The organism is Pararhizobium sp. (assembly GCF_965279435.1).
Classification (GTDB): domain Bacteria; phylum Pseudomonadota; class Alphaproteobacteria; order Rhizobiales; family Rhizobiaceae; genus Pararhizobium.
Genome location: NZ_CBDIHY010000003.1, coordinates 200,136 through 226,721 on the forward strand (window position 1 = coordinate 200,136; position 26,586 = coordinate 226,721).

24 protein-coding genes are annotated in these 26,586 nt (G+C 60.5%); 4 read left to right on the plus strand and 20 right to left on the minus strand.

What is annotated here, in order from left to right; all coding sequences use genetic code 11:
- Nucleotides 1-96: 96 nt before the first annotated feature.
- Genes ACQY8Q_RS06660 through ACQY8Q_RS06675 form a run of 4 tightly spaced genes read right to left on the minus strand, consistent with a single transcriptional unit; the run spans nucleotide 97 to nucleotide 5,166 of the window.
- Nucleotides 97-657 (minus strand): sarcosine oxidase subunit gamma, encoded by a 561-nt coding sequence (locus ACQY8Q_RS06660; protein WP_428425894.1) that lies wholly within the window; start codon nucleotides 655-657, stop codon nucleotides 97-99.
- Nucleotides 658-670: 13 nt separating this feature from the next.
- Nucleotides 671-3,628 (minus strand): sarcosine oxidase subunit alpha family protein, encoded by a 2,958-nt coding sequence (locus ACQY8Q_RS06665; protein ID WP_428425895.1) that lies wholly within the window; start codon nucleotides 3,626-3,628, stop codon nucleotides 671-673.
- Nucleotides 3,625-3,903 carry a sarcosine oxidase subunit delta gene (locus tag ACQY8Q_RS06670; protein ID WP_428425896.1) on the minus strand — a complete coding sequence of 93 codons (279 nt, stop codon included), beginning with the start codon at nucleotides 3,901-3,903 and terminating at the stop codon, nucleotides 3,625-3,627. Before ACQY8Q_RS06670 ends, ACQY8Q_RS06665 begins: the two co-directional genes overlap by 4 nt.
- Before the next feature lie 12 nt (nucleotides 3,904-3,915).
- A complete protein-coding gene (locus ACQY8Q_RS06675; RefSeq protein ID WP_428425897.1) occupies nucleotides 3,916-5,166 on the minus strand; it encodes a sarcosine oxidase subunit beta family protein in 1,251 nt (416 codons plus the stop codon).
- Nucleotides 5,167-5,465: 299 nt separating this feature from the next.
- Between ACQY8Q_RS06675 and cysQ the strand changes: the two genes are divergently transcribed.
- Both cysQ and ACQY8Q_RS06685 read left to right on the plus strand, forming a co-directional pair.
- The gene (gene cysQ / locus ACQY8Q_RS06680) at nucleotides 5,466-6,242 is read left to right on the plus strand and encodes a 3'(2'),5'-bisphosphate nucleotidase CysQ (protein WP_428429689.1); all 777 of its coding nucleotides are present in this window, start codon (nucleotides 5,466-5,468) and stop codon (nucleotides 6,240-6,242) included.
- Between the two features lie 165 nt (nucleotides 6,243-6,407).
- Complete coding sequence (locus ACQY8Q_RS06685) at nucleotides 6,408-7,439, plus strand: DUF2793 domain-containing protein (RefSeq protein ID WP_428425898.1); 1,032 nt, start codon at nucleotides 6,408-6,410, stop codon at nucleotides 7,437-7,439.
- A gap of 19 nt (nucleotides 7,440-7,458) precedes the next feature.
- Here ACQY8Q_RS06685 and ACQY8Q_RS06690 read toward each other — a convergent pair whose 3' ends face one another.
- The 5 genes from ACQY8Q_RS06690 to ACQY8Q_RS06710 all read right to left on the minus strand — a co-directional run bounded on the left by ACQY8Q_RS06690 (nucleotide 7,459) and on the right by ACQY8Q_RS06710 (nucleotide 14,259).
- Nucleotides 7,459-10,563, minus strand: coding sequence for an efflux RND transporter permease subunit (locus tag ACQY8Q_RS06690; RefSeq protein WP_428425899.1), 3,105 nt, complete (start codon nucleotides 10,561-10,563; stop codon nucleotides 7,459-7,461).
- Complete coding sequence (locus tag ACQY8Q_RS06695) at nucleotides 10,560-11,639, minus strand: efflux RND transporter periplasmic adaptor subunit (protein ID WP_428425900.1); 1,080 nt, start codon at nucleotides 11,637-11,639, stop codon at nucleotides 10,560-10,562. Before ACQY8Q_RS06695 ends, ACQY8Q_RS06690 begins: the two co-directional genes overlap by 4 nt.
- Nucleotides 11,636-12,733: an efflux RND transporter periplasmic adaptor subunit gene (locus ACQY8Q_RS06700; RefSeq protein ID WP_428425901.1), complete on the minus strand. Its 1,098-nt coding sequence runs from the start codon at nucleotides 12,731-12,733 to the stop codon at nucleotides 11,636-11,638. Before ACQY8Q_RS06700 ends, ACQY8Q_RS06695 begins: the two co-directional genes overlap by 4 nt.
- Nucleotides 12,734-12,986: 253 nt before the next feature.
- Nucleotides 12,987-13,370: a response regulator gene (locus tag ACQY8Q_RS06705; protein WP_428425902.1), complete on the minus strand. Its 384-nt coding sequence runs from the start codon at nucleotides 13,368-13,370 to the stop codon at nucleotides 12,987-12,989.
- Between the two features lie 133 nt (nucleotides 13,371-13,503).
- Nucleotides 13,504-14,259 (minus strand): Crp/Fnr family transcriptional regulator, encoded by a 756-nt coding sequence (locus ACQY8Q_RS06710; protein ID WP_428425903.1) that lies wholly within the window; start codon nucleotides 14,257-14,259, stop codon nucleotides 13,504-13,506.
- Nucleotides 14,260-14,430: 171 nt separating this feature from the next.
- Between ACQY8Q_RS06710 and ACQY8Q_RS06715 the strand changes: the two genes are divergently transcribed.
- Nucleotides 14,431-15,297, plus strand: a complete 867-nt coding sequence (locus ACQY8Q_RS06715) for an SDR family NAD(P)-dependent oxidoreductase (RefSeq protein WP_428425904.1) — start codon at nucleotides 14,431-14,433, stop codon at nucleotides 15,295-15,297.
- Between the two features lie 120 nt (nucleotides 15,298-15,417).
- Complete coding sequence (locus ACQY8Q_RS06720) at nucleotides 15,418-16,974, plus strand: VOC family protein (protein ID WP_428425905.1); 1,557 nt, start codon at nucleotides 15,418-15,420, stop codon at nucleotides 16,972-16,974.
- A 265-nt stretch (nucleotides 16,975-17,239) separates the two neighbouring features.
- Here the strand turns inward: ACQY8Q_RS06720 and ACQY8Q_RS06725 are convergent, their stop codons facing one another.
- From ACQY8Q_RS06725 to ACQY8Q_RS06775, 11 genes are all read right to left on the minus strand, one after another.
- Nucleotides 17,240-17,797: an NADPH-dependent FMN reductase gene (locus ACQY8Q_RS06725; protein ID WP_428425906.1), complete on the minus strand. Its 558-nt coding sequence runs from the start codon at nucleotides 17,795-17,797 to the stop codon at nucleotides 17,240-17,242.
- Nucleotides 17,798-17,896: 99 nt separating this feature from the next.
- Entirely contained in the window at nucleotides 17,897-18,850 is a 954-nt protein-coding gene (locus ACQY8Q_RS06730) for a ring-cleaving dioxygenase (protein WP_428425907.1), read from the minus strand.
- Between the two features lie 114 nt (nucleotides 18,851-18,964).
- A complete protein-coding gene (locus ACQY8Q_RS06735; protein ID WP_428425908.1) occupies nucleotides 18,965-19,465 on the minus strand; it encodes a DUF3833 family protein in 501 nt (166 codons plus the stop codon).
- 96 nt (nucleotides 19,466-19,561) lie between these two features.
- Nucleotides 19,562-20,344 carry a carbon-nitrogen hydrolase family protein gene (locus ACQY8Q_RS06740; RefSeq protein ID WP_428425909.1) on the minus strand — a complete coding sequence of 261 codons (783 nt, stop codon included), beginning with the start codon at nucleotides 20,342-20,344 and terminating at the stop codon, nucleotides 19,562-19,564.
- Nucleotides 20,341-21,141, minus strand: coding sequence for an ABC transporter permease (locus ACQY8Q_RS06745; protein WP_428425910.1), 801 nt, complete (start codon nucleotides 21,139-21,141; stop codon nucleotides 20,341-20,343). Before ACQY8Q_RS06745 ends, ACQY8Q_RS06740 begins: the two co-directional genes overlap by 4 nt.
- Nucleotides 21,138-21,992 (minus strand): ABC transporter permease, encoded by an 855-nt coding sequence (locus tag ACQY8Q_RS06750; RefSeq protein ID WP_113245108.1) that lies wholly within the window; start codon nucleotides 21,990-21,992, stop codon nucleotides 21,138-21,140. Before ACQY8Q_RS06750 ends, ACQY8Q_RS06745 begins: the two co-directional genes overlap by 4 nt.
- Entirely contained in the window at nucleotides 21,989-23,026 is a 1,038-nt protein-coding gene (locus tag ACQY8Q_RS06755; protein WP_428425911.1) for an ABC transporter ATP-binding protein, read from the minus strand. Before ACQY8Q_RS06755 ends, ACQY8Q_RS06750 begins: the two co-directional genes overlap by 4 nt.
- A gap of 202 nt (nucleotides 23,027-23,228) precedes the next feature.
- Entirely contained in the window at nucleotides 23,229-24,317 is a 1,089-nt protein-coding gene (locus tag ACQY8Q_RS06760) for an ABC transporter substrate-binding protein (protein WP_428425912.1), read from the minus strand.
- Nucleotides 24,318-24,407: 90 nt separating this feature from the next.
- Nucleotides 24,408-25,055, minus strand: coding sequence for an amino acid ABC transporter permease (locus ACQY8Q_RS06765; protein ID WP_428425913.1), 648 nt, complete (start codon nucleotides 25,053-25,055; stop codon nucleotides 24,408-24,410).
- Entirely contained in the window at nucleotides 25,052-25,720 is a 669-nt protein-coding gene (locus ACQY8Q_RS06770) for an amino acid ABC transporter permease (RefSeq protein WP_428425914.1), read from the minus strand. The genes ACQY8Q_RS06765 and ACQY8Q_RS06770 overlap by 4 nt, the downstream gene beginning before the upstream one ends.
- A 4-nt stretch (nucleotides 25,721-25,724) precedes the next feature.
- Nucleotides 25,725-26,531: a transporter substrate-binding domain-containing protein gene (locus tag ACQY8Q_RS06775; protein WP_428425915.1), complete on the minus strand. Its 807-nt coding sequence runs from the start codon at nucleotides 26,529-26,531 to the stop codon at nucleotides 25,725-25,727.
- Nucleotides 26,532-26,586 lie beyond the last annotated feature (55 nt).

Genomic DNA, 26,586 nt, shown 5'->3' on the forward strand with positions numbered 1-26,586 from the left:
GTGGCGCCGGTTAAAGATATCCCTGCGAACAGGTCTTGCCCATTACCGCCATCGGCTACTTCAACCGCGCCGTAAAAACGTCACGCAATGCCGCATTTATCCTAGCGAGGAGAAACCGGCGGACAGATCGAACTCCCGCCCCATCACGCGCAGATCGTCAAAAAGTGCCACGGCAAAGCTGCGCATGACGATCAATTCGAATTCATTTTCGCCAGTGCGGGCCAGATTGACACCGATATGGCCGCAAAGAGCATTGGATGATGTACCGATCTCAAACGCATTAGGGTGCAGATCCGTGGCAACACCCTTGGCAAGAATGCGCCGGACATTGGGGCCGGACAGCCTGAAAACGACGCGGCCGTCGCTCTGGTCGAAGACGTAGGCCGTCTCGGCCAGCAGCAGTGCCAATTTGCGGTGCAAGCCCTCCGGCGTTTCCAATTGCGACAGGACCAGCCATTCGCCCGGCCCGGCAAACCGGACGGATACCTCGCCGGGTGCGGCCAATCCGGCCGTCACCGACGCCTCTTCTCCGTCCATCGCCATGACAGAGGCAATTGCAAAGGCACGCGGAACATCCACATGATCGACCGCACGGATGCTTGGTTCCAGCGGCAGCAGGCCGTCCAGCGGATGGTGAGAAATGTAGGTTCTGGTCATGTCCGCATCCACATCAGGAGTTCAGCTTGGCATTGCCGGGATCGACGAACACAGGATTGCAGACCTCCGCCACAACCTCAGCCCCTGCCAGCTTGTCCCAGACGACGATACGCTCGCCATAACGCTCGCGGCCCGACTTCAGGAAGGCCAGCGCGATAGCTTGTCCGAGCGTCGGCGAAAAGCAGGCGGAACTGACATAGCCCTGATCGTTCAAGGTCGAGGGTTTTGCACCCTCGCGCAGCAAATGTGCACCGGCGCGGATATGCTGATCGGCTTCCACCGGTTTCAGTCCGACCATCTGCATGCGATCGGCGGCGGTCAACCCGTAGCGGGTCGACAGCCGCTTGCCGATGAAGTCCGGTTTTTGCGCCGAGACCATGCGGCCGAAGCCTGCGTCGTCAGGCGTTACACGCCCGTCGAATTCGGCATGGGTGACATGGCCCTTTTCGATACGCATCACATTCAGCGCTTCCAGCCCATAGGCACAAATGCCATGCGCCCTGCCCTCTTCCATGATGGCATCGGCAACGGCATCACCAAGGCCCGCAGGCACGGCCAGCTCATAGGCCAGTTCGCCGGAAAACGAGATCCGGAACAGCCGCGCCTTAATGCCACCTTTCAGCGTGACGATCCCGGCAGCAAGAAACGGGAAGGCCGCATCGGAGATATCGTCCTCGACCAGCGCCTGCATCACCAACCGCGCTTTGGGTCCGGCAATCGCCATCTGCGCCCATTGATCGGTCGATGAGCAGAAGCGGACCTTGAGATCAGGCCAATGCAACTGAGCACAATATTCCATATGGGACATCACCCCACCGGCGAGTGCCGTGGTGGTGGTCATGACGAAATGCTCAAGCGACAAACGGCTGGTGGTGCCATCGTCATAGACCACGCCGTCCTCGCGCAGCATCAGCCCGTAACGCGCCTTGCCGACCGGCAGCTTGAGGAACGGATTGCAATAGAGACGATTGAGGAACTCGGCAGCGTCCGGCCCGAAAATCTCGATCTTGCCAAGCGTCGAAACATCGCAAAGTCCGACATTCTCACGAATGTTGAGAACCTCCCGGTCTGCGCTTTCACGCCAGGTCTTTTCTCCCCGCTGGGTAAAATAAGCCGGGCGATGCCAGAGGCCAGAATCGACGAAAACAGCGCCGTTCTTTCGCGCCCATTCGTGCAGCGGCGACTTGCGCACCGGCGCGGCGTGTTCGTCGCGGGATGTTCCCGCCATCGCACCGAAGGCAACCGGCGTATAGAACGGCCGGAAGGTCGTGGTGCCGACATCGGCCGGACTGATGCCCTGCATGGCAGCCAGAAGACCCGTGGCATTGATGCCGGAAAGTTTGCCCTGATCAGTCGCCATGCCGTTCGTCGTATAGCGCTTGGCATGTTCGACATGGCCAAAGCCCTCGCGGAGCGCTAGCCCGATATCCTTGACATGCACGTCGTTCTGGAAATCGACAAAGGCCTTGGCCTTGGCGCCCGGCGAATACCATAGCGCCGTGAACGAGGGATCGATCTCTCCATCCACGACAGGGGCCGTGTGGGCGGAAGCCGCGAACCCGAGATCGGCAACGATCATGGCCGCCTTATCCGCGCCGTCCTGCAGACAGCCGGCCAGGCTGTAGCGTCCGGCAGCTGCACCAGCGACAACAAGCCCGTTGCCCACATCCGGCGCAAGAAAGGTCTTCAAGTCCTCGGACCAGACAGCCTTGGCACCGCGCTGGCAGGCAAGATGAATAACGGGGTTCCAGCCACCGGACATGCCGATCGCATCGCAGGCAATCGTCTGCTCGAAGCCCGAACGCTCAACAACGACACCGGAGACCCGCTGGCGTCCCTTTGTATCGATCACGCAGGCCGATTGAATGACGCGAACCCCATCCGGCGCAACATCGGACACATCCGCGCGGCTGTCGATGATGGCAGCAATGTCCACACCATGCGCAATGAGATCGGCGGCCGTCCGGTAACCGGCGCTGCCATTGGTGAAGATCGCCACCGATTTGCCGGCGGCTACGCCGAAACGATTGGCATAGGTGCGCATGGCACCCGCCATCATCACGCCCGGCTTGTCATTGCCACCAAAAACCAGCGGCCGTTCCTCGGCACCGGTCGCCAGCAGCGCCCGCTTGGCGACGATGCGCCAGAGCCGCTCGACCGGCAGTTTCGCCTGCGGCAAGGCCACATGCTTCTGTACCCGCTCGACCGCCCCAAACACGTTGTCGTCGTACCAGCCGAAAATGGTGGTGCGCGCCATCATCGTCACGTTCGGCAGGGATCGCAGTTCCGCAAGCGCCGTTTCGGGGAAATCCGGTGCGGCGACATCATCGATACGCGCCGTTTCAGCCAGCAGCGAGCCGCCCAGCCTGAAATCCTCGTCCGCAAGTATAACCCGCAAGCCTGCACGGCCGCCCGTCAATGCCGCCATCAGTCCCGTCGGTCCGGAGCCGACAACCAGCAGATCGCAATGCGCCCAGCATTTTTCATAGGATTGCGGATCACGCTCCAGAACCGCGCGTCCAAGCCCGGCCGCCTTGCGGATGATCGGCTCGTAAACCTTCTCCCAGAACGCCGCCGGCCACATGAACGTCTTGTAGTAGAAACCGGCACCGAGGAACGGCGATAGCAGGCCGTTTACCGCGCCAAAATCATATTTCAGCGATGGAAAACGGTTCTGGCTGCGAGCGTCGAGGCCGGAATAAAGTTCGGCGACCGTCGCCTTGGTGTTAGGGTCGCTATCGGCGCCCTTGCCGATGGTGACCAGGGCATTCGGCTCTGAAGGCCCGGCCGTGACAATGCCGCGCGGCCGGTGATATTTGAAGCTACGGCCGACCAGAAGCTGATCACTGGCGAGCACCGCAGAGGCGAGCGTATCACCAGAGAACCCCGCCAGATTGCGGCCATCGAACCGGAAATCAAGCGGCGCGTTGCGATCGACCAGACCGCCGGAGGCAAGGCGATAGGCTGTCATCGGCCATCCTCCCGCGCGACAGACGCCGCATCCGTGACGGAAAACACCTCGTGGGTGAACGTATCACGCTCGACCACCAGCCAGCGGCGGCAACCGGCAACGTGCTGCCAGTGTTCGCGGTAGCGCCCGCGCGGGTTGCTGCGGATATGAACATAGCCGTTCCAGGCTTCGTCCGACGCTTCCGGATCGGGACGGACCAGCGACGCGTCGCCCCGGATCGAAAACTCTTCCTTCGGCCGGATGCCGCAATGCGGGCAGTGAATGAGGCTTGCCATTCTTTTAAGGTCTCAATGCAGGTTGGGCTGGGGGCCAGCGCCTTGTTCATCGATGGGATAGCCGCGCTCAAAACGATCGAGACGCAGGAAACGGGCGACCGGGTGGGTTTCGTTCTTGGCGATCAGATGCGCAAAACAAAAGCCGGATGCGGGCGTTGCCTTGAAGCCGCCGTAGCACCAGCCGCAGTTCAGGTAGAGATTGTCGATCGGTGTGTGGCTGATGATCGGCGAGCCGTCCATGCTCATGTCCATGACGCCACCCCAGGAGCGCAGCACGCGGACACGCGACAGGCCGGGGATCATCGTGACGCCCTCTTCCATGACATGCTCGACCGTCGCCAAATTGCCGCGCTGAGCGTAGGAGTTGTAACCGTCGATCTCGGCACCGAAAACCAGCCCGCCCTTGTCCGACTGGGAAATATAGAAATGCCCGGCGCCATAGGTGATGACATGATCGATGGCGGGCTTCAGTCCCTCGGTAACGAAGGCCTGAAGCACATGGCTTTCGATCGGCAGTTTCAGGTCGGCCATCTGCCCGACGCGCGACGTATTGCCTGCCGCCGCCAGCCCGAGCTTGCCGCAGCCGATAAAGCCTCTGGATGTCTCGACGCCGGTCACCACGCCGTTTTCGCGGCGAATGCCGGTGACTTCGCAGTTCTGGATGAGATCGACACCAAAGCGGTCCGCAGCACGGGCATAGCCCCATGCGACGGCATCGTGACGTGCCGTGCCCGCGCGTTTCTGCAAAAGGCCGCCGATAATCGGAAACCGGGCGTGGTCGAAATTGAGGAAAGGCAGCATCTTCATCAAGGCGGCGCGGTCGAGCAGTTCGGCTGGAACACCTTCCATCCACATGGCATTGCCGCGGCGGATATAGGCATCGCGCTGGCCGTCATTGTGGAACAGGCTGATGAGGCCGCGCTGGGACAGCATGGCGTTGTAGTTGAGCTCCCGCTCCATGCCTTCCCAGAGCTTCATCGAAAACTCGTAGAATGGCTCATTGCCGGGCAGCATGTAATTGGAGCGGACGATGGTGGTGTTGCGGCCGACATTGCCGGAGCCAAGATAACCCTTTTCCAGCACCGCAATGTTCTTCAGGCCGAATTCCTTGGCAAGATAATAGGCCGTCGCCAGCCCATGTCCGCCGCCACCGACGATAATGATATCGTAAAACGGTTTCGGTTCCGGCTGACGCCAGGCCGGCTTCCAGTTGACGTTGCCCGTCAGTGCGTTTTTAACAATGGAAAATGCCGAATAGCGCATGCCAGTCCCAACTCATCCTAACCATGTTGCAACGCACATTTGCATATGCCGGAGCGAGCGCAAAGGCTAGCCCGGCAAAGACCGGCCAGATACGCTGCGCCGCGCTGTCGCACCTCTATCCGAACAGGACACAGGACGCAGTGCCAAATGCAGCACAGTCGGGAAAATTTCACGCGCGAATCTTGAAAAGACCGGTAAGGAATGCGGATGTATAATGCGCGTTCCGGATGTTGGAATTCAACGTCTGCGGGATATTGGAGATTATGGCCGTGGACGGCAGGAAGGCACAGGAAGCACAGATGCTCGACATTCTGGAAGCAGCGGCGGTGGCTGCGGGGAAAGCAATCCTCGATGTCTACCATGCCGGACCGGAAGTCAGCTACAAGGCCGACTGCTCCCCCGTTACCGATGCCGACGAGAACGCCGAAAAGATCATCCTCGACATTCTGGCCTCCGCATTTCCCGATATCCCCGTGGTTGCTGAAGAAGCCGTCGCCGCCGGCCATATCCCCGATATCGAGGGCAAGTCGTTCTTCCTTGTCGACCCGCTCGATGGCACCAAGGAATTTGTCGGCCGCAATGACGATTTCACCGTCAATATCGCTTTGATCGAAAAGGGCGAGCCGATCGTCGGCGTCGTCTACGCACCGGCAATCGGCATTCTCTATGCCGCCACCCGTAACAAGGCGAAGAAATCCGTCGTTTCCGGCCAGCGCGATATCGGCCCACCGACCATCATCGGCTGCCGCAGCCGCGGCGACAGGCTGGTGGCGCTGGCAAGCCGCTCGCACAACAGCCGGGAAACCATGACCTATCTCGCCGAGCACGGCATCACCGATTACGAATCGATCGGCTCGTCGCTGAAATTCTGTCTTCTCGCCGAAGGGCTGGCCGATATCTATCCGCGCCTGAGCCGCACGATGGAATGGGATACTGCAGCCGGCGATGCCGTCTTGCGCGCAGCCGGCGGCGAGACCCTGACGATGGACGGCAATCCGCTGATCTACGGCAAGCGTAACCAGACATCCGACGTCGATTTCGCCAATCCCTTTTTCGTCTCGCGCGGCAAGGACTGACGGTGATCAGCGGCCGCTGCGGATGAAAATTTCGATGGCAGCCGGGGATTGACGGGCAAGAGCAGCGTCAATCGCCCTTGAAAAACAACGGCAGAGCGAACCCGCCGTCCCCTCTGCTCCATCAGCGGCTACCCTTCTCCTCACCCGCAAAGGAGAACGAACCCGATGAGCGAAACAACCGTCAACCTGGAACTGCCCTATATCCTGCCGTCGCAGGCGCAGAAACACGTGACGCACAATGAAGCTCTGCAGCGCCTCGATGCCCTCACCCAGTTGACGATCACAGCTTCGCTCTCGACCCCGCCATCCGACCCGCAGGAGGGAACGTGTTTCCATGTCACGGCGTCCCCCGCCGCAGCCTGGGTGGGAAAGAGCGGCAAGCTTGCCTTCCGCCAGGACGGCGACTGGGTCTTCATCACGCCCAAGAACGGTTGGCGCGGCTGGTTTGCGGCCGAAGACCGGCTGAAAGTCCACAACGGCACCGATTGGACAGATTTCGACGCGATCGGCACGCCGGCGTTTCTCGGCATCAACACCACGGCCGACAGCACCAACCGGCTCGCTGTCGCCGCCGCCACCACGCTGCTGACCCATAATGGCAACGGCCATCAGATCAAGGTCAACAAGGCAGCAGCAACCGATACGGCAAGCCTCCTGTTCCAGACAGGCTGGTCCGGCCGCGCAGAAATTGGACTGACCGGCTCAAACGAATTTGCCGTCAAGGTCAGTGCCGATGGTACCACGTGGAAATCGGCGCTGAGCATCACCGGACAGGGACAGGTTCGTATGCCTCAGCGGCCATTGGTGCGCGCCACGCGCGGCGGCGGCGTGCTGACACCCGTTTCCGGCTCGCAGACCGGCTTTTCCACCTTGAGCGTCAACCAGGGTGGCTTTACGCTGGGCGTTGCGGTCGCGGGCGGTGGCAGCCGCCTGATCGTGCCAGTCGCAGGCCCCTATCTGATCTGCCTTGGCGTCGAGGCCAATCCGGCAGGCGCCTTCTCCGTCACCGTCAAGGTCAACGGCACGACGGTCGTTGCCAGCATCAACGACAACGATGCTGCCTCCGCCTCCTACGGCAATTGCGCCATCGGCATGGCGATCCTCAACGCCAATGACTGGCTGGTGCTCGAACACACCGGAACCACGCCGCTCGATTTCGCCTATGACAAGACGGAATTGACGGTGGTGATGCTGTAGGGGACGCCGAAACGCCGTGTCAGACCGGCACGGCGTCATCCGTGGTCGCGACTGCCGATCCTTCGAGCGTGACCTCCTCGGTCTTTTCCGGCGGCTTGATGCGGAACCAGGCAAGGTAGAGCGCCGGCAGGAAAAGCAGCGTCAGCACCGTACCGACAATGATGCCGCCCATCATCGCATAGGCCATCGGTCCCCAGAAGATTTCCCGGGCGATCGGGATCAGCGCCAGGCTGGCGGCCGCAGCCGTCAGCATGATCGGCCGCATCCGGTGCTCGGTCGCCTCCTGCACCGCCTGCCACGGCGCTATACCCTCGGTGCGCAGATGTTCGATCTGAACCACAAGGATGACCGAGTTTCGAATGAGGATACCGATCAGCGCCAGAATGCCGAGAATGGCAACGAAGCCCATTGGCGAATTGCTGAACAGCAACGCTGCCACCACCCCGATCAACGCCAGCGGCGCCACGGCAAAGACCAGGAACAACCGCGAGAAACTCTGCAGCTGGATCATCAGGATCGTTGCCATCACAAACAGCATCAGTGGTACGACGGCGGCGATCGGCGCCTGGCTCTTGCCGCTTTCCTCGACGCTGCCGCCCACCTCGATCTTGTATCCGGGCGGCAGTTTTTCCGCAAAGGCGTTCACGTCCTTGGACAGTTGCGTAACGATCGTCGCCGGCTGTGTCGCATCGCGAATGCCGGCCTTGACGGTCAGTGTCGGCAAGCGCGACCGGCGCCAGACGACCGGCTGTTCCATCTCGTAGCGGAAGCTTGCGACGGCTGCCAGCGGCACGGAATTGCCGTTCGTCCCCGGCAGCTGTAAGTCCCGCAACAGCTCAATCGACTGCCGCTCTGACGCCTTGGCGCGGGCAACGACGTTGATCAGGTAGATGTCATCGCGAACCTGGGTCACGGTCGTTCCACCGACGATGCCGTTCAGCGCCGAGGCGATATCCTGCGAGGTGACGCCCAGTTGGCGGGCCTTGTCCTGCAAGACGTCCACCTTGATGACGCGGGCCGGTTCGTTCCAGTCGTAGACGACATCGCCCAGTAGCGGATTGCGGCCGAGAACGCTGCCGAACTCAAGCGCATGCTCGCGCACCTTGCCGATATCCGGTCCGCTCACGCGGTACTGCACCGGCCGTCCGACCGGCGGACCGATATCGAGCAGCTTCACATAGGCATCGGTGCCGACGAAGGTTTCCTTCAGATACTTTTGCAGGTCGGCCCGCAGTCTGTCGCGGACCTCGAGGCTCTTGGTGACGATGATCGTCTGGCCGAACGAGGTATCCGGCGGCTGGACGTCGAAGGAGAGAACGAAGCGCACGGCCCCCTGTCCGACATAGGTCGACCAGCGCTCGACATCGGGATTGCCGACAAGCTTGTCCTGCTCAAACTTCGCCATCTGCGCGTCGGTATCGGTGATCGACGCGTTCTGCGGCAACGACCAGTCGACGATCAGCTCCAAGCGGTCCGACGACGGGAAGAACTGCTGCTGGACGCGGGTCATGCCAAACAGCGAGATGGCAAAGACCACCACAGTCAAAGCGATCGTCGTCCATTTCCAGCGCATGCACCAGCCGAGCACACGGGAAAACACACGCGCGACCCCGCCTTTCTGGTCATGGTGCTGCTTCATGGTCTTGGGCAGGATGGTGACGCCGAGCAATGGCGCAAACACCACCGCGACGATCCAGGACACCACCAGCGAAACGGCGATGACGACAAAGAGCGTGAAGGTAAACTCGCCGGCGGCGCTGTTGTTGAGGCCGACGGGAATGAAGCTGGCGACGGTGACCAGCGTGCCCGTCAGCATCGGAAACGCCGTGGACGTATAGACATAGGTCGCCGCCTTGCGCAGCGAATCGCCCGCCTCCAGCCGCGCCACCATCATTTCCACCGCGATCATCGCGTCATCGACGAGCAGCCCGAGTGCAATGATCAGCGCGCCGAGTGAAATCCGCTGCAGCGATATGCCGAAATAAGACATGACGACGAAGGTGATGGCCAGCGTCAGCGGGATCGACAGGGCAACCACAAGGCCCGCCCGAACACCCAGACTGACGAAACTGACGAGAAGAACGATGATGACGGCCTCTGCCAGCCCACGGGTAAAGCCGGACACGGCTTCCTCGACGATCAGCGGCTGATCGGAGACCAGATGGACGCCAACGCCAACCGGCAGCTCTGCTTCTACCTGGCTGATCTTGGCCTCGACATGGTCGCCAAATTCCAGAAGATTGGCGCCCTGCTTCATGCCGATGGCAAGACCAATCGCCGACTGACCATTGTAGCGAAACAACGCTGTCGGCGGATCGGTATAACCACGGGTGATGGTGGCAATGTCGGTGAGGCGGAAGAACCGATTGTTGACCTGCAGATTGACGGCCCGCAAACTGTCTTCGGACGAGAACTGGCCGTTGACCCGTATGCTGACACGCTCGCCCTGCGCCTGCACGACGCCCGAAGGCGCAATCGCGTTCTGGGCCTGCAGCGTGGCAATCACGTCGTTCTGGTTGATGCCGAGAGCCGCCAGCTGGCGTGTCGAGAATTCGAGATAGATCACCTCGTCCTGCGCCCCGACGATATCGACCTTGCCGATATTCGGAACTGTCAGGATTTCGCGGCGCGCAGTCTCGACATAGTCGCGCAATTGCCGCTGGGTCAGTCCATCCGAGGTAAACGCATAGATATTGCCGAACACATCACCAAAGCGATCGTTGAAGGATGGCCCGACGACACCGGACGGAAACTGGCCCTGAATATCGCCGATCATGTTGCGCACGGTCACCCAGATCGAGGCGACGTCCCGCGCCTTCGTCGTATCCTTCAGGTTGACGAAGACGAGTGTCTGGCCCGGCGTGGTGATGCTGCGCGTGAAGTCGAGCGATTCCAGCTCCTCCATCTTGCGCTCGATCCGTTCCGTCACCTGGCGGGTGGTTTCCTCGACAGAGGCGCCCGGCCATTGAGCGGAGATCGTCATGGTCTTGATGGTAAAGGACGGATCTTCTTCGCGGCCAAGGCTCAGATAGGAAAAGAAACCGAGCAGGCCGAAGACGATCATGAAATACCAGACCATCGATGCGTGATCGAGCGCCCAGTCGGACAGATTGAATTTCTTCATGACTGCGCCTCGTCTTCAATCTTGATCTTCTGACCATCCTCAAGGCTATGGACACCGGCCGTCACGACACGCATGCCGGCATCAATGCCCGACGTGATGACAATCCCGTTGCCAACCTGCGGACCGGTCACCACTTCCCGGGTCTTGACCGTCTTGCCGTCCTCATCGACCACCCAGACATAGGACTTGCCGTCACGCATAAGGATTGCGGTCGCTGGCAGCACCAGCTGCTCGACTATGGCTTCCTTGAGCGTGGCGGTGATCGTGGTACCGAGCCGGAAGGCTGCCGGTGGATTTTCCAGCGCGATCTTGACGCGGCGCGTTCGCGTTGCCGGATCTGCGGCCGGTGCGACTTCACGGACAACACCGCCGACCGTGATCGCCGGATCGATCTGCAGGGAAATCAGAAATGGCGTACCGAGCGGCAAAAGCGCAGTGCCATCCGGAACGTCCACCACGGCATCGCGGGCATCCGGACGGGCGACGGTAACGACAGCGGCACCGGCGGCGACCACTTGGCCCACCTCCGCTCCGGTCTGGGTGACCACACCATCAAAGGCGGCCTTGACCTGCGCATACGAAAGCTGTTCTTCGGCCTTCGACAAAGCCGCACGCGACTGGACGACTGATGCCTCTGCCGCAGCGCTCGCCTGTTCGGCACTTTCCACCGACGCCTGCGTTTCCGTGCCGATCCTGAGCAGCGCCTTCGTGCGCCGTTCGACCGAGACGGTATTGGCGAGTGTCGCTTCCGCATTGGCCAGATCAGCCCGTGCCGATCCGACGGCCAGTTCCAGCGCTGTCGGATCAAGTGCCGCCAACAGCTGGCCCTGCGTCACCGTATCGCCGGTATCGACATCGCGCGCCACCAGCAGTCCCGTCACCCGAGGCCCAAAATTGGTCTGAACCTTCGGCTGCACCGTGCCGGCGAAACTGGGAGCGGGCAGTTGCTGGGAAACCACGATTTGCGACAGCACCGGGCGGATCACCGGCTCGCCCTTTTTTTCCTCTTTCTGGCAGCCAGTCAGGATCAACAGCAGGATTGGCGCAACAAGCAGTCCCAGCAAGATCCGGTTCATTGCGCCAGCTCCTTGATGACATCGACCGACTGGCCGGAGCGCAACATCTTTGCACCCTCGACCACCACGGTCTCGCCCTTCGCAATCCCTTCGGAAATAAGCACCCGGCCCGTCTCGTAGGACGCCACCTTTACCGGCTTTCGAGTGACCATGCTGTCCTTGCCGTCCACCACCCAGACCGCGGGCTGCCCGTCGAGGGAAGAGAGCGACGTCCAAGGCAGAATGATCATCTTTGCCGGCGTCGAACTGGCAAAACCGGTGACCGGCGCGCCAAGCGTCATACGATCGGGCGTCGTATCCATGGCGATCTTGACGCGCACGGTTCCCGTTGCCGTATCGATCGTCGGTGAGATTTCGCTGATCGTTCCCTCTGTCTTGACCGATGGATCGCTGACGAGCGCCAGCTGGATTTTCGGCTCGGAGGGCTTTTCGAACAACAGCGATTCGTAAACGTCGAAGATCACGTCGCGGGGACCATCCCGCGCGACGGAAAACATGGTTTGCGCAGCCTGAACCACCTGGCCCGTTTCGGCGTTACGCACAGTAACAATACCATCGGCATCGGCCTTCAGTTCCGTATAGGACAGCGCATCGCGGGCGGTGCCGAGCATGGCCTTTGACGCATCCAGAGATCCCTGGGCCGTTTGCAGAGCCGTCTGCGCCTGGTCGAAGGTTTCCTGCGTCGTGGAATTCTTCGCCAGCAGCGATTTCTGCCGCTCGAATGAGGCGGAAGCCTGGGTGACCTGCGCTTCTGCCGCCCGCACCGCAGCTTCGGCAGCCTCGACATCGGCCTTCTGTTCGCTGGGATCGATCCGTGCCAGAACCTCGCCGGCCATGACATGCGAACCGACGTCCGCCAGCCATTCCGTTATCTGACCGCTGACGCGAAAGGAGAGATTGGTCTGGACATGGGCGACGACCTCGCCGGTCAGCGTTACGGTCTGCCGATGATCGACAAATTCGGCAATCTGCGTCCGGACAGGCGTTTTTGCCGTTTCCGCAGGCTTCGTTTCGCCCTCGCAGGATGTCAGGGCCAAGACCGCCAACGATGCCAACCACCATCCGGATTGACCGAGTTTCGGTTTTTCACTCATCTGCGCCCGCTCTTTCCGATATTCAAGCTGAACCATTTATTGTGGCCCCTCAATATACGCGCCCCACACCCATGACAAGCGGGTAGGATTGACGGAAATCATTCGTTACAAGATGAGCAACCGTGCCCCTCACCGCGTTGACGGTAAAAGGAAGCTATGCGGATTTTTTCCAGAAGCATAGCAAAAACCGCTGGTTGCGCAGCGCCAGCTTACGCGGAGCCGGAATGCCTGAGGCGATGGAGCAGAATGAGGGCTAAGGCCGGCTAACCAATGCCGCACCCAGAAGGCCAGCCACAGAGCTTTCGTTGAAAGGCTTACTGATGCGGGATATGTCGCGCAGCGCGGGAGGAAAGTCGAAATCGTCGCCATAACCGCTGACAAAACCGAAGGCTATGCCGCGCTCGATCAGCAGACCGGCGAAATCGAAGCTCGTGTATGCACCCAAATTGACATCGAGAAGGGCAAAATCGAAGGCGTGCTCCTCAATCAAAGCCTGCGCCTCGGCAACATTGCCGGCAATCTCGACATGGCCGATGCCGATCGACTTCAGAATATCCTCGGCTTCCATGGCGATGATGAAATTGTCTTCCAACACCAGCACGCGCTTGATCGACACTGGAATTTCCGTGAGCGTCACCGATGGATCCCGTCTGAGAATCAGCCTGCTCCGTTTGAGAGCGGATATTGAAACCGACACCTATGACAAGACGGGGAGAACGGCATTTAAATAAGACACGTCCTGGCGCGATTTAATCTGCACCTCCGGCACCTCAGATGAACGGCCGGAGCGTTTCGCGATATCCGTCCCAGCCCGATATTTTCATCAGCCCGACATCGTCCAGAATGTCACAACCGCGATCGGCCCAACGGATCAGCTTGCGTTCGCCGAGCTTTTTCAGCGTCTTGTTGGTGTGAACGATGGACAGCCCGAGCGTATCGGCGACATGCTGCTGGGTGATCGGAATGGAGACACGTTCGCCGACGAACAGATTGCTTGCCTTGGCGCGCTGATAGAGGAAGGCCAGCAGATAGGCCGCGCGCTCAAGTGCCGATCGCCGCCCGATGCTGAGCAGATTTTCGTCCAGGATACGTTCTTCCTGCGCGGCAATCCAGGTGAGGTCATAGGCAAGGTCGGGATAATTACGATAGAGCGTCCCGAGCTTGTCTCGCTCGAAAACGCAGAGTGTCACCGGTGAAAGCGCCTCGACCGAATGCTGCATCTCGCCCATCAGGCTGCCCTGCAGGCCGATCAAATCCCCCGGCATCATGTAGTTCAGTATCTGCCGGCGGCCATCATCGAGCATCTTGTAGCGAAAGCCCCAGCCGGAGAGCACCGTGAACAGATGGGCGCTGTGTGATCCCTCCACCAAGATCGTGGTCCCGGCATCGACGGCCAGTTCGCCGGTCTTGAAGTTGGAAACGAACTCCAGTTCATCCGGCTTGAATTCGCGGAAATGCGGGAGGGCACGCAGGGGACATTGTTCGCATGGGGTCTGTCTGTTGTTCCGGGTTTTAGGCGCGGCCATTGGGTTCCCTTGCGGCAATGTCTGGATTGGAAAGCAGGAGCTTGAATTGTCTTGAAATTAGAGCCGGTTGTCAGTCCGGCAAGGGGACTGTCGGCGGCAATGGTGGACTTATCCACCCGGCTTGCCTAGTTTTCCGTCCAAGACCATGCCCTCGAAAATGAGACAGAAGCCATGAATCATCCAGCCTTTGCCAGCAACCACGTCGCCGTCGTGACCGGAGCAGCATCCGGGATCGGACTTGCCGCCGCCAGACGCTTTGCCGGACTGGGCATGAACGTCGTCCTCGCCGACCTGCCCGGCGAGCGGCTGGACAAGGCTGCCCGGGATACGGCAGCCATCTCCCCGCATGGCCCCGATAGCGTCATTGCGGTCGCGACGGACGTCTCAAGCATCGGTTCTCTCGAGGCTCTGCAAGCCGGGGCAATCGCGCGCTTCGGCCGGGTGCACGTGCTGATGAACAATGCTGGCATCCAACCCGGCAGCGCGATTTTTGGCGCGCAGGATGCGTGGGAAAAGGTGCTTGCCGTCAATCTCTGGGGCGTCATCAACGGTTCGCGCGTTTTTGCGCCTGCCATGATCGCCCATGGTCAGACGGGCCTGATCATCAACACCGGCTCCAAGCAGGGCATCACCACCCCGCCCGGCGATCCCGCCTACAATATCGCCAAAGCCGGCGTCAAAGCCTTCACCGAAGCACTCCAGCACGATCTGCGCAACACACCCGACGGCAACATCACCGCCCATCTGCTGATCCCCGGCTTCGTCTATACCGGCCTGACCGCAAACGGCCGCACCGAAAAGCCGGACGCTGCCTGGACTTCCCAGGAGACTGTCGATTTCATGATGCAGAGCCTTGAAGGCGGCGATTTCTACATTCTCTGCCCGGACAATGACGTCGCGCGTACTACTGACGAAAAACGCATCCTCTGGGCCGCCGGCGACATCATCGAAAACCGCCCGCCATTGTCGCGCTGGCATCCGGACTACGCCGATGCCTTCAAGGCATTCCTGGCAAAGGATCGACCGGGAATCCGCTAAGCACGGCTGCGACGGGTGTCCGTTTGGGCGGTTATACGGTGGACAATGTGTTCACGCAGAAGCGCTGGCGCGGCGCTCTTTTTGCTGCTTTTGTGCAGTCAAAGCAACGGATTTGAAGACATGACAAGCGGCATCCACCACATTACTCTGATCACCCGTAAAGTACAGCCGAACGTCGATTTTTACGCGGGCTTCCTCGGCCTTCGCCTTGTCAAGCGCACGGCCGGCTTCGAGGATGCGGCACAGTTGCATCTGCTCTACGGCGACGAGGCCGGATCGCCGGGATCGCTGGTCACATTTCTCGTCTGGGAGGACGGCGCCCCCGGCCGCGTCGGCCACGGCCAGCCGAGCGAGATCGCCTTCGCCATCGCGCCGGAAAGTCTTGGCTTCTGGCTCACCCGGGCGCTTCGGTACAATGTGACGGCGACCGGCCCGACGCACGAATTCGGTGAGCCTGTCATCCGGCTGAAGGATCCGGACGGCGTCATCGTCAAGCTTGTCGGCAGCGACGCTGCAACCAGCCCTGCCCTGCATGCCACTGCTGACATTCCGCCAAGTGACGCAATCCGGCGGCTGCGTGGTGCCACGATCCTGACTGCCACACCCGATGGCACCGCCGCTTTCGTCACCCGGCATTTCGGCTATACCGAGGCAGACAAGACGGATGCCATCCGGCGGCTTGTCTCCGATTCCGGTGATATCATCGACGTCCGCGATGCCGGTGGTTTCTGGACGGCGGCGCCCGGCACCGGCACCATCGATCATATCGCCTTTCGCGCGGTGAGCGAGGCAGCGGTCAAGGATCTGCGCACGCAGCTTGAGGCGGAAGATGCAGGCGAGATCAACGCTCATGACCGCAAATACTTCTATTCGCTCTATGTCCGCGAGCCGGGTGGAACCCTGTTCGAATTCGCCACCGATGCGCCCGGCATGACTGTGGACGAGAGCCTGGAGACGCTCGGAACAAAACTGTTCGTGCCCGAGCATTTCGGCGGCAACCTGCAGGACAATCTCGTCATGCTGCCGCAATTCGGACTGCCCGGCGAGGAACGCTTCACCGAGCGCGACCTGCCGTTCATCCACCGCCTGCACCAAGCGGATAATCCCGACGGCACCACGCTGGTGCTGCTGCACGGCAGCGGCGCCAACGAAACCAGCCTCTTGCCGCTCGGCCGCCAGATCGCCCCGAACGCGCTGCTGCTCAGCCTCAGAGGCCGCAGCACCGAGGAAGGTCACCCGCGGTTCTTCCGCAGGCTTACGCCCTTCACCTTCGACCAGAAGGACATTGCCTCGGAAGCGGAAGCCTTTGTCGCGATGATCGACGGGGCTGTTTCGGCCTATGGCCTTGACCGCGACAAGATGGTTTTCGTCGGCTACTCCAACGGTGCCAACATGCTAATCGCCACCATGCTGCTGCACCCCGGAGTGATCCGCAAGGCAGCGCTGTTACGCATGATGAACCCGTTGGACACAATACCGGACGCGGATCTTTCCGGCACCGAAATCCTGTTGGTGACGGGAAAGACGGACGGCTATTCCCGCTATGCCACACCGCTGGAAGGAGTGTTGCGCAAGGCCGGCGCGACACTCGCAACCGTCACCCTGAATGCCGGCCACGAGATCGGCCCGATGGACGCAGATGCAGTTCGCGATTGGTTGAAAACGATCGGTGATTGATGTCCCCGTAAGCACCGGTGTCGATCACCTGAAACGTTTATCTGACGAGAGCGCAACCCTACTCTCCGTCATCCTCGCCCCTGTGGCGGGGATCCAGCGACCCGACGTCCGTCGGGTCAAAAGACCACTTCAGTTCAAGGACTTGAACTGGCTGGATCCCCGCCACAAGGGCGAGGATGACGGAATGTGAGGTCGTCATTCTGCCAAAGCGGACAACTCAAATTTGGTCGGCCCTCGAAGCGGGGACTGACCTCCCCGTAAAGCCCTAAGCCGTTTTTCCGGCAACATAGCCGGCAAAACTCTCGACAAAGCTCTTCAGCCGCGCCTTGGCCTCTTCGTCGATCAACCGCCCTTCCTTGTCGAACAGCGATCCCGCTTTCGGCAGCATCAACCGCTTGCCGGACCAGAGATCAGCACCGAGCGTACGCAGCACGGACAGCCACGCGTTCTGGCTGAGCAGCGTCCCGAATGGGCCAGGCGACGTCCCGGCAAGGGCGCAGGCGCGTCCGGCAAACACGTTCGGCGCACCGGTCATCGACGAGCTCACCCAGTCGATGGCGTTCTTGAACACACCCGGAATTGAATTGTTGTATTCCGGCGTAAACAGGATGACGCCATCGGCGGCGGCGATCTGGTCCTTCAGCACCTGCACCGCTTCCGGCACGCCTTCGCGCTCGACATCCGCGTTGTAGAGCGGAATGCCCTCGATGGTGCCGGAGGTGAAGGTCACGCCATCCGGCGCAAGCGTCATCGCCGTCTTCAAAAGAGCCGTGTTGAACGATGCCTTTCGCAGGCTTCCGGATATGCCGATCAAATTTGTCATGCGTAAGTGTCCCTTTTGCGTTGCCGGAAGCATGCGGCGAAATGTGGAAAAGTACAGACAAAAAAGCCGGGAGTTGTGCTCCCGGCTTGGTTTTGGCGTTTAGACCAGCGGCTTCAGCCGGGCCTCGATCTGGACCCGCTTATGCTCCAGGAACGGCGGCAGCGACAGGCCTTCGCCCAAGGTTTCCATCGGCTCGTCCACGGCAAAGCCGGGACCGTCGGTGGCGATCTCGAACAGGATGCCGTTCGGCTCGCGGAAATAGAGCGAGCGGAAATAGAACCGCTCGACCTCGCCGCTCGATGGCAGGCGGAATTCCTCCAGCCGTTCGGTCCATACGTGCAGCGCAGCCTCGTCCGGTGCGCGGAACGCGACGTGATGGACAGCACCTGCACCCTGCCGGGCAGTGGGCAGGCCGGGCTGAACGACGACATGCAGTTCTGCCGCCGGACCACCTGCACCCATCGAGAACACATGCACCTCGCCATTGCTATCCGGCGATGGGTACTGCCGCTGCTTCGTCATGTTCATCACCTGCTCCAGCACCAGTTGCGTATTGGTGATATCCGGGACGCTCATGGTGATGGCCCCGAGACCCTTGATCTGGTGTTCGGCTGGAACCGGGCTGCGATCCCACGTATGCGACGGCGCAAGCCCGCCATCGTCGATCAGCCGGAACCGTTGGCCTTCGCCGTCCTCGAAATCAAGCGACATTCGGCCGTCGATCTCGATGACATCGCCGGACACGATGCTCAATTCGCCAAACCGGGCCTTCCACCATTCGATGCTTTCCGGGCTACCGACGCGAAGGCCGGTCCGCGAAACACTATGGGTACCACGGGTTTCGCGGTTGACCGGCCAGTCGAAAAACGTCAGGTCGGTGCCCGGCGTTGCCTCGCCGTCGGCATAGAACAGGTGATAGGCAGTGGTATCGTCCTGGTTCACGGTCTTCTTGACCAGCCGCATGCCGAGGATCTGGGTGTAGAAGCGCAGGTTTTCCTTGGCATTGGCAGTAATCGCAGTGAGGTGGTGAATTCCTGTCAGTTGCAAGCTCATGGCTGCCTCCATTCGTGAAGATATGAAGCGAATATCGGCTGCGTGGCGCGTTTTAGAAAGATGCCCGGCACGGACAGATTGTTCACAATATGTGAACGATGATCCTGACGGGGTTTAGCGTTTGAAATCGACCGTCACGCGCGCCACCGGAAAGATGTATTTCCAGACGGTCGCCGTATTGGTGATACTACGCCCATCTGCCGCCAAGACCATCTTGTCATAGAAACGGACGATATTCGTACCTGGGCCGGCATCGAGATCAACCAGATAAGTGAAGCGCGCCGTATTGCCGTCGACCCGCAGCGTCGTCGTGCCGACGACATCTTCGCGCGTTCCCGAATATGTGGCAGGACCGGTGCGCACGAAACGCCAGGTCTTGCGGTCGCGCTCGCCGTCGGAATAGACGAAATCCTCGCGTACCGTCAGCCTGTCGCCGCGCACCCGGCCGGTCAGCACCACGTCGAACTGCCGCTTGACACCGTTAACAGCGGAAAACGATCCCGTCGCCGTGGTCTTGCCGCGAAAGAACCGCTCCATCATCGTATCCTGCCCGAATGCCGGCAGGGCCGAAAGCAGGGCAACCGGAACAACAAGCGCTGCCAGAAACCGTTTCATCATTCTCTCCTTGTGTTTGGAGAGATACGGTTTGGCAGGCCGGATGGTTTCTTCAGCCAGCATCAAAGCAAAGGGTTCACCGTATTGTGATGGCGCTTACGCCGGAACGTGCATGTCCGTGAGATAGGTGTTCTCGCTTCTGGAAACCTTGAAGTCGATCGGATCGATGGTAACGACCATCAATGTTTCGCCATGGGGAGGCGCATTGGCCAGAAGACTGCCGTCAGGCGCGGCAATGCGCGACGACCCGGCAAAGGTAAACCGCTCGTCTGCGCCGCAATGATTGATATAGGCTACGAAAACCTGGTTTTCGAAGGCGCGGGTCTGGATCATGTGATCGGCAATGAACGTCCCGGAATAGCCGGCCGGCAATGCCGTCGGCACCAGAACAGCATCCGCACCGGCAAGCGCAAGCCGCCGTACATTTTCCGGGAACTCGACATCGTAGCAGATCAGCACGCCGCATTTGACACCGCGATGGTCAAACAAAACGGTGGCCGGTTCGGGAGCCGAAAACAGCCCCCGCTCGTAATCGCCATAGAGATTAGATTTGCGATAGATGACTGGGACAGCCGCGCCATCGACATAGACCGCGCTATTAAAGATCGCGCCATTAGCCTTTTCGGCAAAACCAGCAATGATCGCAACGCCGGCCTCGGTTGAAATACGCTGCAGCTGCTTGACCAGCGGACCATCCGCAGGTTCCGCCAGTTCGCGGATGATATCACCGGCACCATAGCCGGTCAGCCCGAGTTCCGGCGTGATCAAAAGGCTTGCGCCCTTGGCCGCCGCTTCCCGCGCCGCCTGTTCGATGCGGGCGAGATTGGCGGCGGTATCGCCGCTTTCCGATTTCATCTGCAGGGCGGCGAGCTTGATCATGTGTCGTCCGATGACATGGCGCCGAGCAGTTTCGGCAAATCGCCGAACCGCGCGACAAGGGAGAAGATGATGGCCGCGGTAGCGACGAACAGGATCGTCACGGAGGCCATGGTCGGTGTGTAACCGTAGCGCAATGCGTTGAAGATCTTGATCGGCAACGTTTCCACGGTGAAGCCGACGGTCATATAGGCCACGATATATTCGTTGAGCGACAGGACGAAGGCAAACGCATAACCCGAGACGATATAGGGCAGGATCAGCGGCAGGACGACAGTGTGGAAGATCGTCCGGTCATCAGCGCCCATCGTTGCCGCCGCCTCGACCAGCGAACGGTCGATCGCGGTAAAGCCGAGCGATAGGGTCACCAGCGGCAGCGTCACGAAGAAGATCGCGTGGCTGACGACGGCGGTCCAGGGCTGGCCGTAGAAACCGGTCGTGGCCCAGAAGGTCAGCAAACCAAGGGCTGTGATCACCGGCGGAAGCGTGAACGGCGCGATGCCGAGAAGCTGGAAGATATTGGCCCAAGGCGCAATCCGCCGCCAGAGGAACCAGGCGAGCGGCAAGGCGATGGCAACGGCCAGTGCGGCCGACAGGATGGCCAGCGTCAGCGAGGCAAACAGCGCGTTGCGCCATTCCGGATTGAGGAAGATTTCGCCGTACCAGGCGAGCGAAAACCCCTTCGGCGGAAAGGCCAGCGTCTGCTTGGCATTCACCGACACGCCGGCAACGACAATCATCGGTGCGGCCAGGAACAGGCCTATCAGGAAGAAATAGACTTTGCTGAGCGTACTGGTCATGCCGCCTCTCCCTTGCGTCCGGCAAGAACGGTCAACGCCACCAGCCCGAGCGTCACCAGCACCAGGAACACCGCCATCGCTGCCGCGAACGGCATGTTCGACTGGTAAATCGCCTGGTCGGTGATCAGCACCGACAGCGTCCAGTGCTGCGGCCGCCCGAGCAGTTGCGGTAGCAGATAGGAACCGAGCGCGAAGATGAAGACCATGATCAGCGTTGCGGTGATGGTGTTGCGAAGCGCGGGAATGACGACCGTAAAGAACGCCTTGATCGGCGATGCACCAAGCGTGCGGGCCGCCTCCGTCAGCGTCGGGTCAAGCCGGACCAACGCGGGATACAGCACCAGAACCGTATAGGGGAAGGCCTGGTAGACCATGCCGGTCAGCACCGCGCCGAAACTGGGCAACAGGGCCTTGGCTTCGCTCATGATGCCCGCCATCACCAGCAGGTTGGTAATCCCGGCGGTGCGTGAAAACAGTGTCGACCAGGCAAATCCGATGATCACTTCCGACAGCGACAGAACCGACAGCAGCGCCACCAGCCAGACGATCTGCACTTTCCGCTTCATCCGCGTCAGCAGATAGGTGAAGGGAACAGCGAGCACGATGCAGCAGATCGCAACCGTGACCGCGAGCATCAGCGAAAAGCCGAGCACATTGGCGAAGAACAGACTGAGGAACCGCTCATAGTTGGCGAATTCGAACGCGGGCACATAAAAGCCGCCTTGCTGGCGCTGGAAGAACGAGACGGCAATCATCGTCGCAAACGGCACGACAAAGAAGACGATCAGCATCATCGCCGGGAAGAACAGCGGGCCGTAATCGCTCAATTTTTGCGGGGCTTCGCGTCTCATTTGGCCAGCACCACGCAAACGTCTGGCAAAAGCACAACGCCGACCGGCTGGCCGACAGTGACGTCCGGCCGGGCGCGCGGCGTCGAGACCGCAACGATCTGGCGGCCGGCGATATCGACGAAGGTTTCAATCGTGCCGCCGAGATCGCGCACGAAAGTGACCGTGCCGGACAGCGCGCCATTGCCGGGTGCCGTCAGATGCACGTCTTCCGGCCGGATCGACAGCGTTGCCTTGCGGATGCCTGCCCCGAGAGAAACACCGGACACGGGCTGGCCAAGCACTGCAACGCCACCGGTGCTGTCGGCTTCGGCTTCGAGCAGATTGGTCGAACCGATGAAGTCGGCAACGAACGTATCGGCCGGGCGGCGGTAAATCTCGATCGGTGACGCTGCCTGGCGGATTTCGCCGCCCTTCATGACCACGACGGTATCGGCCATGGTCATCGCCTCGCGCTGGTCATGGGTGACGACGATGGTGGTGATGCCGAGCTGCTGCTGCAGCTGGCGCAGCTCCACTTGCATCGCTTCGCGCAGCTTGGCGTCGAGCGCCGATAGCGGCTCGTCGAGCAGGAACAGCTTTGGCGAGATCGCCAATGCCCGGGCAATCGCCACGCGCTGGCGCTGGCCGCCGGAGAGTTTTGACACCGGCCGATCGGCATAACCGCCAAGATGGATCATCGACAGCAATTCGTCGACGCGCTTCTTCTGGTCTTCCTTCGGCGCGCCACGAATGCGCAAGGGATAGGCGATATTCTCGCCGACGGTCAGATGCGGGAACAGCGCCAATGACTGGAACACCATGCCGAGATTACGCTTGTGGGTCGGAACATGGGTAATGTCTTCACCGTCAAGCTGGATCGTGCCACCGGTCGGCAGATCGAGGCCGGCGATCATCCGTAAAAGCGTGGTCTTGCCGCACCCGGACGGTCCGAGCATGCAGACGAACGTACCATGCGGCACCGTCAGCTCGACATTGTTAACCGCGGTGAAAGTCCCGAATTCCTTCGTGACATTGTTGAGGGCCAGGCCTGACATGTTGTTCCTGTCTTTTCGCATCATGCGGAAATCGCGTCTTCAGTTACCAGCCGGACACAAGACGGTCCTGGCGGCCTTTACCTCCCCCTTGAGTGGGGAGGTCGCAGCGCAGTTGCGGGTGGGGGTGATCCATTGTTTGGCGCAAAAGTCACCCCACCCCGGCACTACGTGCCGCCCCTCCCCCTCAAGGGGAGGGTGAAAATCAACCGACGATCAGTTCGGTCCATTTCTGGTTCAGCCGATCCGACTTCGTCTGATAGAGATCGTAGCGCGGAATGATCGGCTCGATGTCCGACGAAACGGCCGCGAATTCCGCATCCGTCAGGTCGGTCAGCTCGCGCTTGACCGTCGGCGAGGTGCCGACCTTGCGCGACAGGATCGCCTGGATCGACGGCTGGCTCATGTAATTGATGAACTGATGGGCTTCATCGACCTTGGTCGAAGCACGCGACAGCGCCCAGCAACCGCTATCCTGAATGCCGCCTTCCTTCGGGAAGGTTGAGCGGACGGGATTGCCGTCGGCAGCGGCAAGGCCGGTGACGTCGTGGTAGTACTGGCCCATCGGGATTTCGCCCGACTTCAGCGACTGCTCGAACTGGGCTTCGTCGCGATACCACAGGCGCACGTTCGGCTTGACCTCGGCCAGCTTGTCGAACGCCTTCTGGACGCCTTCTTCCGTATCCAGCGCATTGGTGCCGCCAAAGAAGGTCTTTGCCGTCACTTCGAGCAGGAAGGAGTTGGAGACCAGCGCCAGCAGACCGAGCTTGTCGGCATTTGCCGGATCCCAGAATGCCTGCCAGGAGGTCGGGGCTTCCTTATAGACGTCGGTGTTGGTGACCAGCGTGATGTACCAGGAAACGGCACCGATACCGGCAACGCGGCCGTCCGGATACTTATTGACGAAACGGTCGATGAGGTTCGAACCATTGGGGATCTTGGACATGTCGAGCGGCGCCCAGAGATCGGTCGCCTGGCCCTTCAGCATCGCCACCTGCGACATCATCGAGACATCGGCCGGAGCCTGGCCTGCCTTGGCGGCCTGATCGAGCTGAACCAGCCAGGCTTCGCCAGTCGGCTCGGCAATCGCTTCAACAGCGATACCGGTCGCCTTGGTGAAATCAGGAAAGATGTTCTTGTCGAACGAATCCTTGAAGTAACCGCCATAGACGCCGACCTTCAGCGACTTTTCCTGCGCACGCAGGATCGACGGCATGGCCAGCATCGATACGCCGGCAAGGCCAGCGCCGAGCACGGCGCGGCGGCCGATCGTCTGTTTGAGAAAATCTGTCATCGTGGTTCTCCTGTTTTATGCCGGCCGCTTTTTAGCTTCCGGTCTGTTCCCAATTTTTGACCCGGCTGGCAAGCCCGGATCCCGGTTTGATCAGTGTTTTAGAGCCCGAAGCTCCAGCATTTTTGCGTATCGCGTCAGCGGAAAACACAAGGCGAAATAGATCAGCGCAACGAAGCCATAGACCTTGAACGGTTCGAAGGTTGCATTGTTGATCGCATTCGAGGTCCGCACCAGTTCCTCAAATCCGATGATCGATGTCAAGGCTGTGCTTTTGATCAGCTGCACCAGAAAACCGACCGTCGGCGCCCGTGTCATCGCAAAGGCCTGCGGCAGGATGATCAACCGCAACTGCTTGAGATAATGAAGCCCCAGACTGCTACCGGCATCCCATTGCCCAACCGGCACGGCCTGCACACCACCGCGCCAGATTTCCGCCAGAAACGCGCTGGCGCACAGCGTCAAGCCCAGCACCGCAGCCGTCCAGGGTTCGATGCGCAGGCCAAGCAGCGGCAGGCCGAAGAACAAAAGGAACAGCTGCATCAGAAGCGGCGTGCCCTGAAACAGGCCGATGTAATATTCGGCAAACCGCTGCACCCAGCGCCGTTTCGAAATGCGCATGAACAGGATGAGCAAGCCGACAATGGTGCCGCCAACAAACGCGACGGCAGACAGCAGGATGGTCCAGCGCGCGGCCAGAAGCAGATTGCGGATGATGTCCCAGAGGGTGAATTCGATCACAACACGCCTCCGGAGAGGAAGCGGTTGCCGCTGGCGACGAGCAGGCGGCGCAGGCCGATGCTCAAGGCGAGATAGACCAGCGTCACGATGAAATAAGTCTCGAAGGCGCGGAATGTCCGGGCCTGCAGAAGATCGGCCTCATAGGTCAGTTCGCGCACGGCGATCTGCGAGACGACGGCCGATTCCAGCATCATGATGACGATCTGGCTGGTCAGCGCCGGGAAAATCACCTTCAACGCCTGCGGCAGCACGATCTTGATGAACACCTGGCGAGGTCTCAACCCAAGCGCAAGGGCTGCTTCCTTCTGTCCCTTCGGCACTGCATCGAGACCGGCACCGACGATTTCCGTCGTATAGGCGGTCATGTTCAGGGTCATTGCCAGGATGGCGGCGACGACCGGGTCGAGACGGATGCCAAGGCTTGGCAATCCGAAATAGATGAAGAACAACTGCACCAGAAACGGCGTGTTGCGGATGAGCTCGACATAGCCGGCGATGGCACGGCGCAGCCACGCATGGCGGCTACGCCGCCCGGCGGCGCCCAAAACGCTGAGCACGATGCCGGCAACAGCCGACACCGCGATCAGGAATACCGTCATGGCTGCACCGCTGGCGATCAGCGAGACCGCGTCGCTCAGCCAGCCGAAATCGAGCACATAGCCCAAAGGATCAATCCTTCAGGTTTTCAGGATTGAGCGGCACCTTCAGCCACGCTTCCGAGCTTGCATTCAGCTTGCCATCGGCCAGCATCTTGGCAACGGCATCGTTGATCGCCGTCTTCAGGCGGTCTTCGCCCTTGTTGAGCGCCAGATGCGACGGCGAGGTCAGGAGCTGGAACTTCTGTTCCGGCTTCAAGGCTTCCTGACGGGCGAGAACCTGGGCACCGACATCGTTGCCGACAACCATCAGTTCGGTCTGGCCGGAGATGAACGCCTGGATCACCGAGTTATAGTTGTCGAAACGCTTGATGTCGGCATCCTTGGGGGCTGCTTCCGTCAGCGAGGTGTCTTCCAGCGTGCCGCGATTAACGGCGATGCTCTTGCCGGCAAGGTCTTCCTTACCCTTCACTTCCATGGCGGCTGGGCCGATCACCGCAATATAGTACGGCGCATAGGCTGCGGCGAAATCGATCACTTCAGCGCGTTCCTTGCTGAAGCCGACGCTGACCAGCATATCGACGCGCTTTTCGGTGAGATACGGGATGCGATTCTGGCCGGTGACCGGAACCGGGACCAGCTTCACCTTGAGGGCGTCTGCAATGTACTGCGCGACGTCGATGTCATAGCCCTTAAGGCTCATATCGGCGCTGGCCGAAGAGAACGGCGGGAAGTCGGCAAAGACGCCGACGTTGAGCACGCCAGCCTTGGTGATGTCATCGATGGCATCCGCATTGGCGGCCGATGCGAAACCGAGAACGGCACCGCTGAGCATGAGGGCAGCAGTAAGACCGGATTTAAAGCTTGAGAGTTTGGCCATTGTATTCCCCTTGTTGATTTTTGTTTGCGATAAGCACGGAAATTGGATTGGGCAC

What these genes read in the sequence shown, in the direction of transcription:
- ACQY8Q_RS06695 (WP_428425900.1), bottom strand. Translation starts at nt 11,639, where the DNA reads ATGAACCGGATCTTGCTGGGACTGCTTGTTGCGCCAATCCTGCTGTTG.
- ACQY8Q_RS06715 (WP_428425904.1), top strand. Translation starts at nt 14,431, where the DNA reads ATGAATCATCCAGCCTTTGCCAGCAACCACGTCGCCGTCGTGACCGGA.
- cysQ (WP_428429689.1), top strand. Translation starts at nt 5,466, where the DNA reads ATGCTCGACATTCTGGAAGCAGCGGCGGTGGCTGCGGGGAAAGCAATC.
- ACQY8Q_RS06760 (WP_428425912.1), bottom strand. Translation starts at nt 24,317, where the DNA reads ATGACAGATTTTCTCAAACAGACGATCGGCCGCCGCGCCGTGCTCGGC.
- ACQY8Q_RS06675 (WP_428425897.1), bottom strand. Translation starts at nt 5,166, where the DNA reads ATGCGCTATTCGGCATTTTCCATTGTTAAAAACGCACTGACGGGCAAC.
- ACQY8Q_RS06730 (WP_428425907.1), bottom strand. Translation starts at nt 18,850, where the DNA reads ATGAGCTTGCAACTGACAGGAATTCACCACCTCACTGCGATTACTGCC.
- ACQY8Q_RS06750 (WP_113245108.1), bottom strand. Translation starts at nt 21,992, where the DNA reads ATGAGACGCGAAGCCCCGCAAAAATTGAGCGATTACGGCCCGCTGTTC.
- ACQY8Q_RS06720 (WP_428425905.1), top strand. Translation starts at nt 15,418, where the DNA reads ATGACAAGCGGCATCCACCACATTACTCTGATCACCCGTAAAGTACAG.
- ACQY8Q_RS06775 (WP_428425915.1), bottom strand. Translation starts at nt 26,531, where the DNA reads ATGGCCAAACTCTCAAGCTTTAAATCCGGTCTTACTGCTGCCCTCATG.
- ACQY8Q_RS06690 (WP_428425899.1), bottom strand. Translation starts at nt 10,563, where the DNA reads ATGAAGAAATTCAATCTGTCCGACTGGGCGCTCGATCACGCATCGATG.
- ACQY8Q_RS06735 (WP_428425908.1), bottom strand. Translation starts at nt 19,465, where the DNA reads ATGAAACGGTTTCTGGCAGCGCTTGTTGTTCCGGTTGCCCTGCTTTCG.
- ACQY8Q_RS06745 (WP_428425910.1), bottom strand. Translation starts at nt 21,141, where the DNA reads ATGACCAGTACGCTCAGCAAAGTCTATTTCTTCCTGATAGGCCTGTTC.
- ACQY8Q_RS06685 (WP_428425898.1), top strand. Translation starts at nt 6,408, where the DNA reads ATGAGCGAAACAACCGTCAACCTGGAACTGCCCTATATCCTGCCGTCG.
- ACQY8Q_RS06700 (WP_428425901.1), bottom strand. Translation starts at nt 12,733, where the DNA reads ATGAGTGAAAAACCGAAACTCGGTCAATCCGGATGGTGGTTGGCATCG.
- ACQY8Q_RS06710 (WP_428425903.1), bottom strand. Translation starts at nt 14,259, where the DNA reads ATGGCCGCGCCTAAAACCCGGAACAACAGACAGACCCCATGCGAACAA.
- ACQY8Q_RS06670 (WP_428425896.1), bottom strand. Translation starts at nt 3,903, where the DNA reads ATGGCAAGCCTCATTCACTGCCCGCATTGCGGCATCCGGCCGAAGGAA.
- ACQY8Q_RS06660 (WP_428425894.1), bottom strand. Translation starts at nt 657, where the DNA reads ATGACCAGAACCTACATTTCTCACCATCCGCTGGACGGCCTGCTGCCG.
- ACQY8Q_RS06755 (WP_428425911.1), bottom strand. Translation starts at nt 23,026, where the DNA reads ATGTCAGGCCTGGCCCTCAACAATGTCACGAAGGAATTCGGGACTTTC.
- ACQY8Q_RS06665 (WP_428425895.1), bottom strand. Translation starts at nt 3,628, where the DNA reads ATGACAGCCTATCGCCTTGCCTCCGGCGGTCTGGTCGATCGCAACGCG.
- ACQY8Q_RS06740 (WP_428425909.1), bottom strand. Translation starts at nt 20,344, where the DNA reads ATGATCAAGCTCGCCGCCCTGCAGATGAAATCGGAAAGCGGCGATACC.
- ACQY8Q_RS06725 (WP_428425906.1), bottom strand. Translation starts at nt 17,797, where the DNA reads ATGACAAATTTGATCGGCATATCCGGAAGCCTGCGAAAGGCATCGTTC.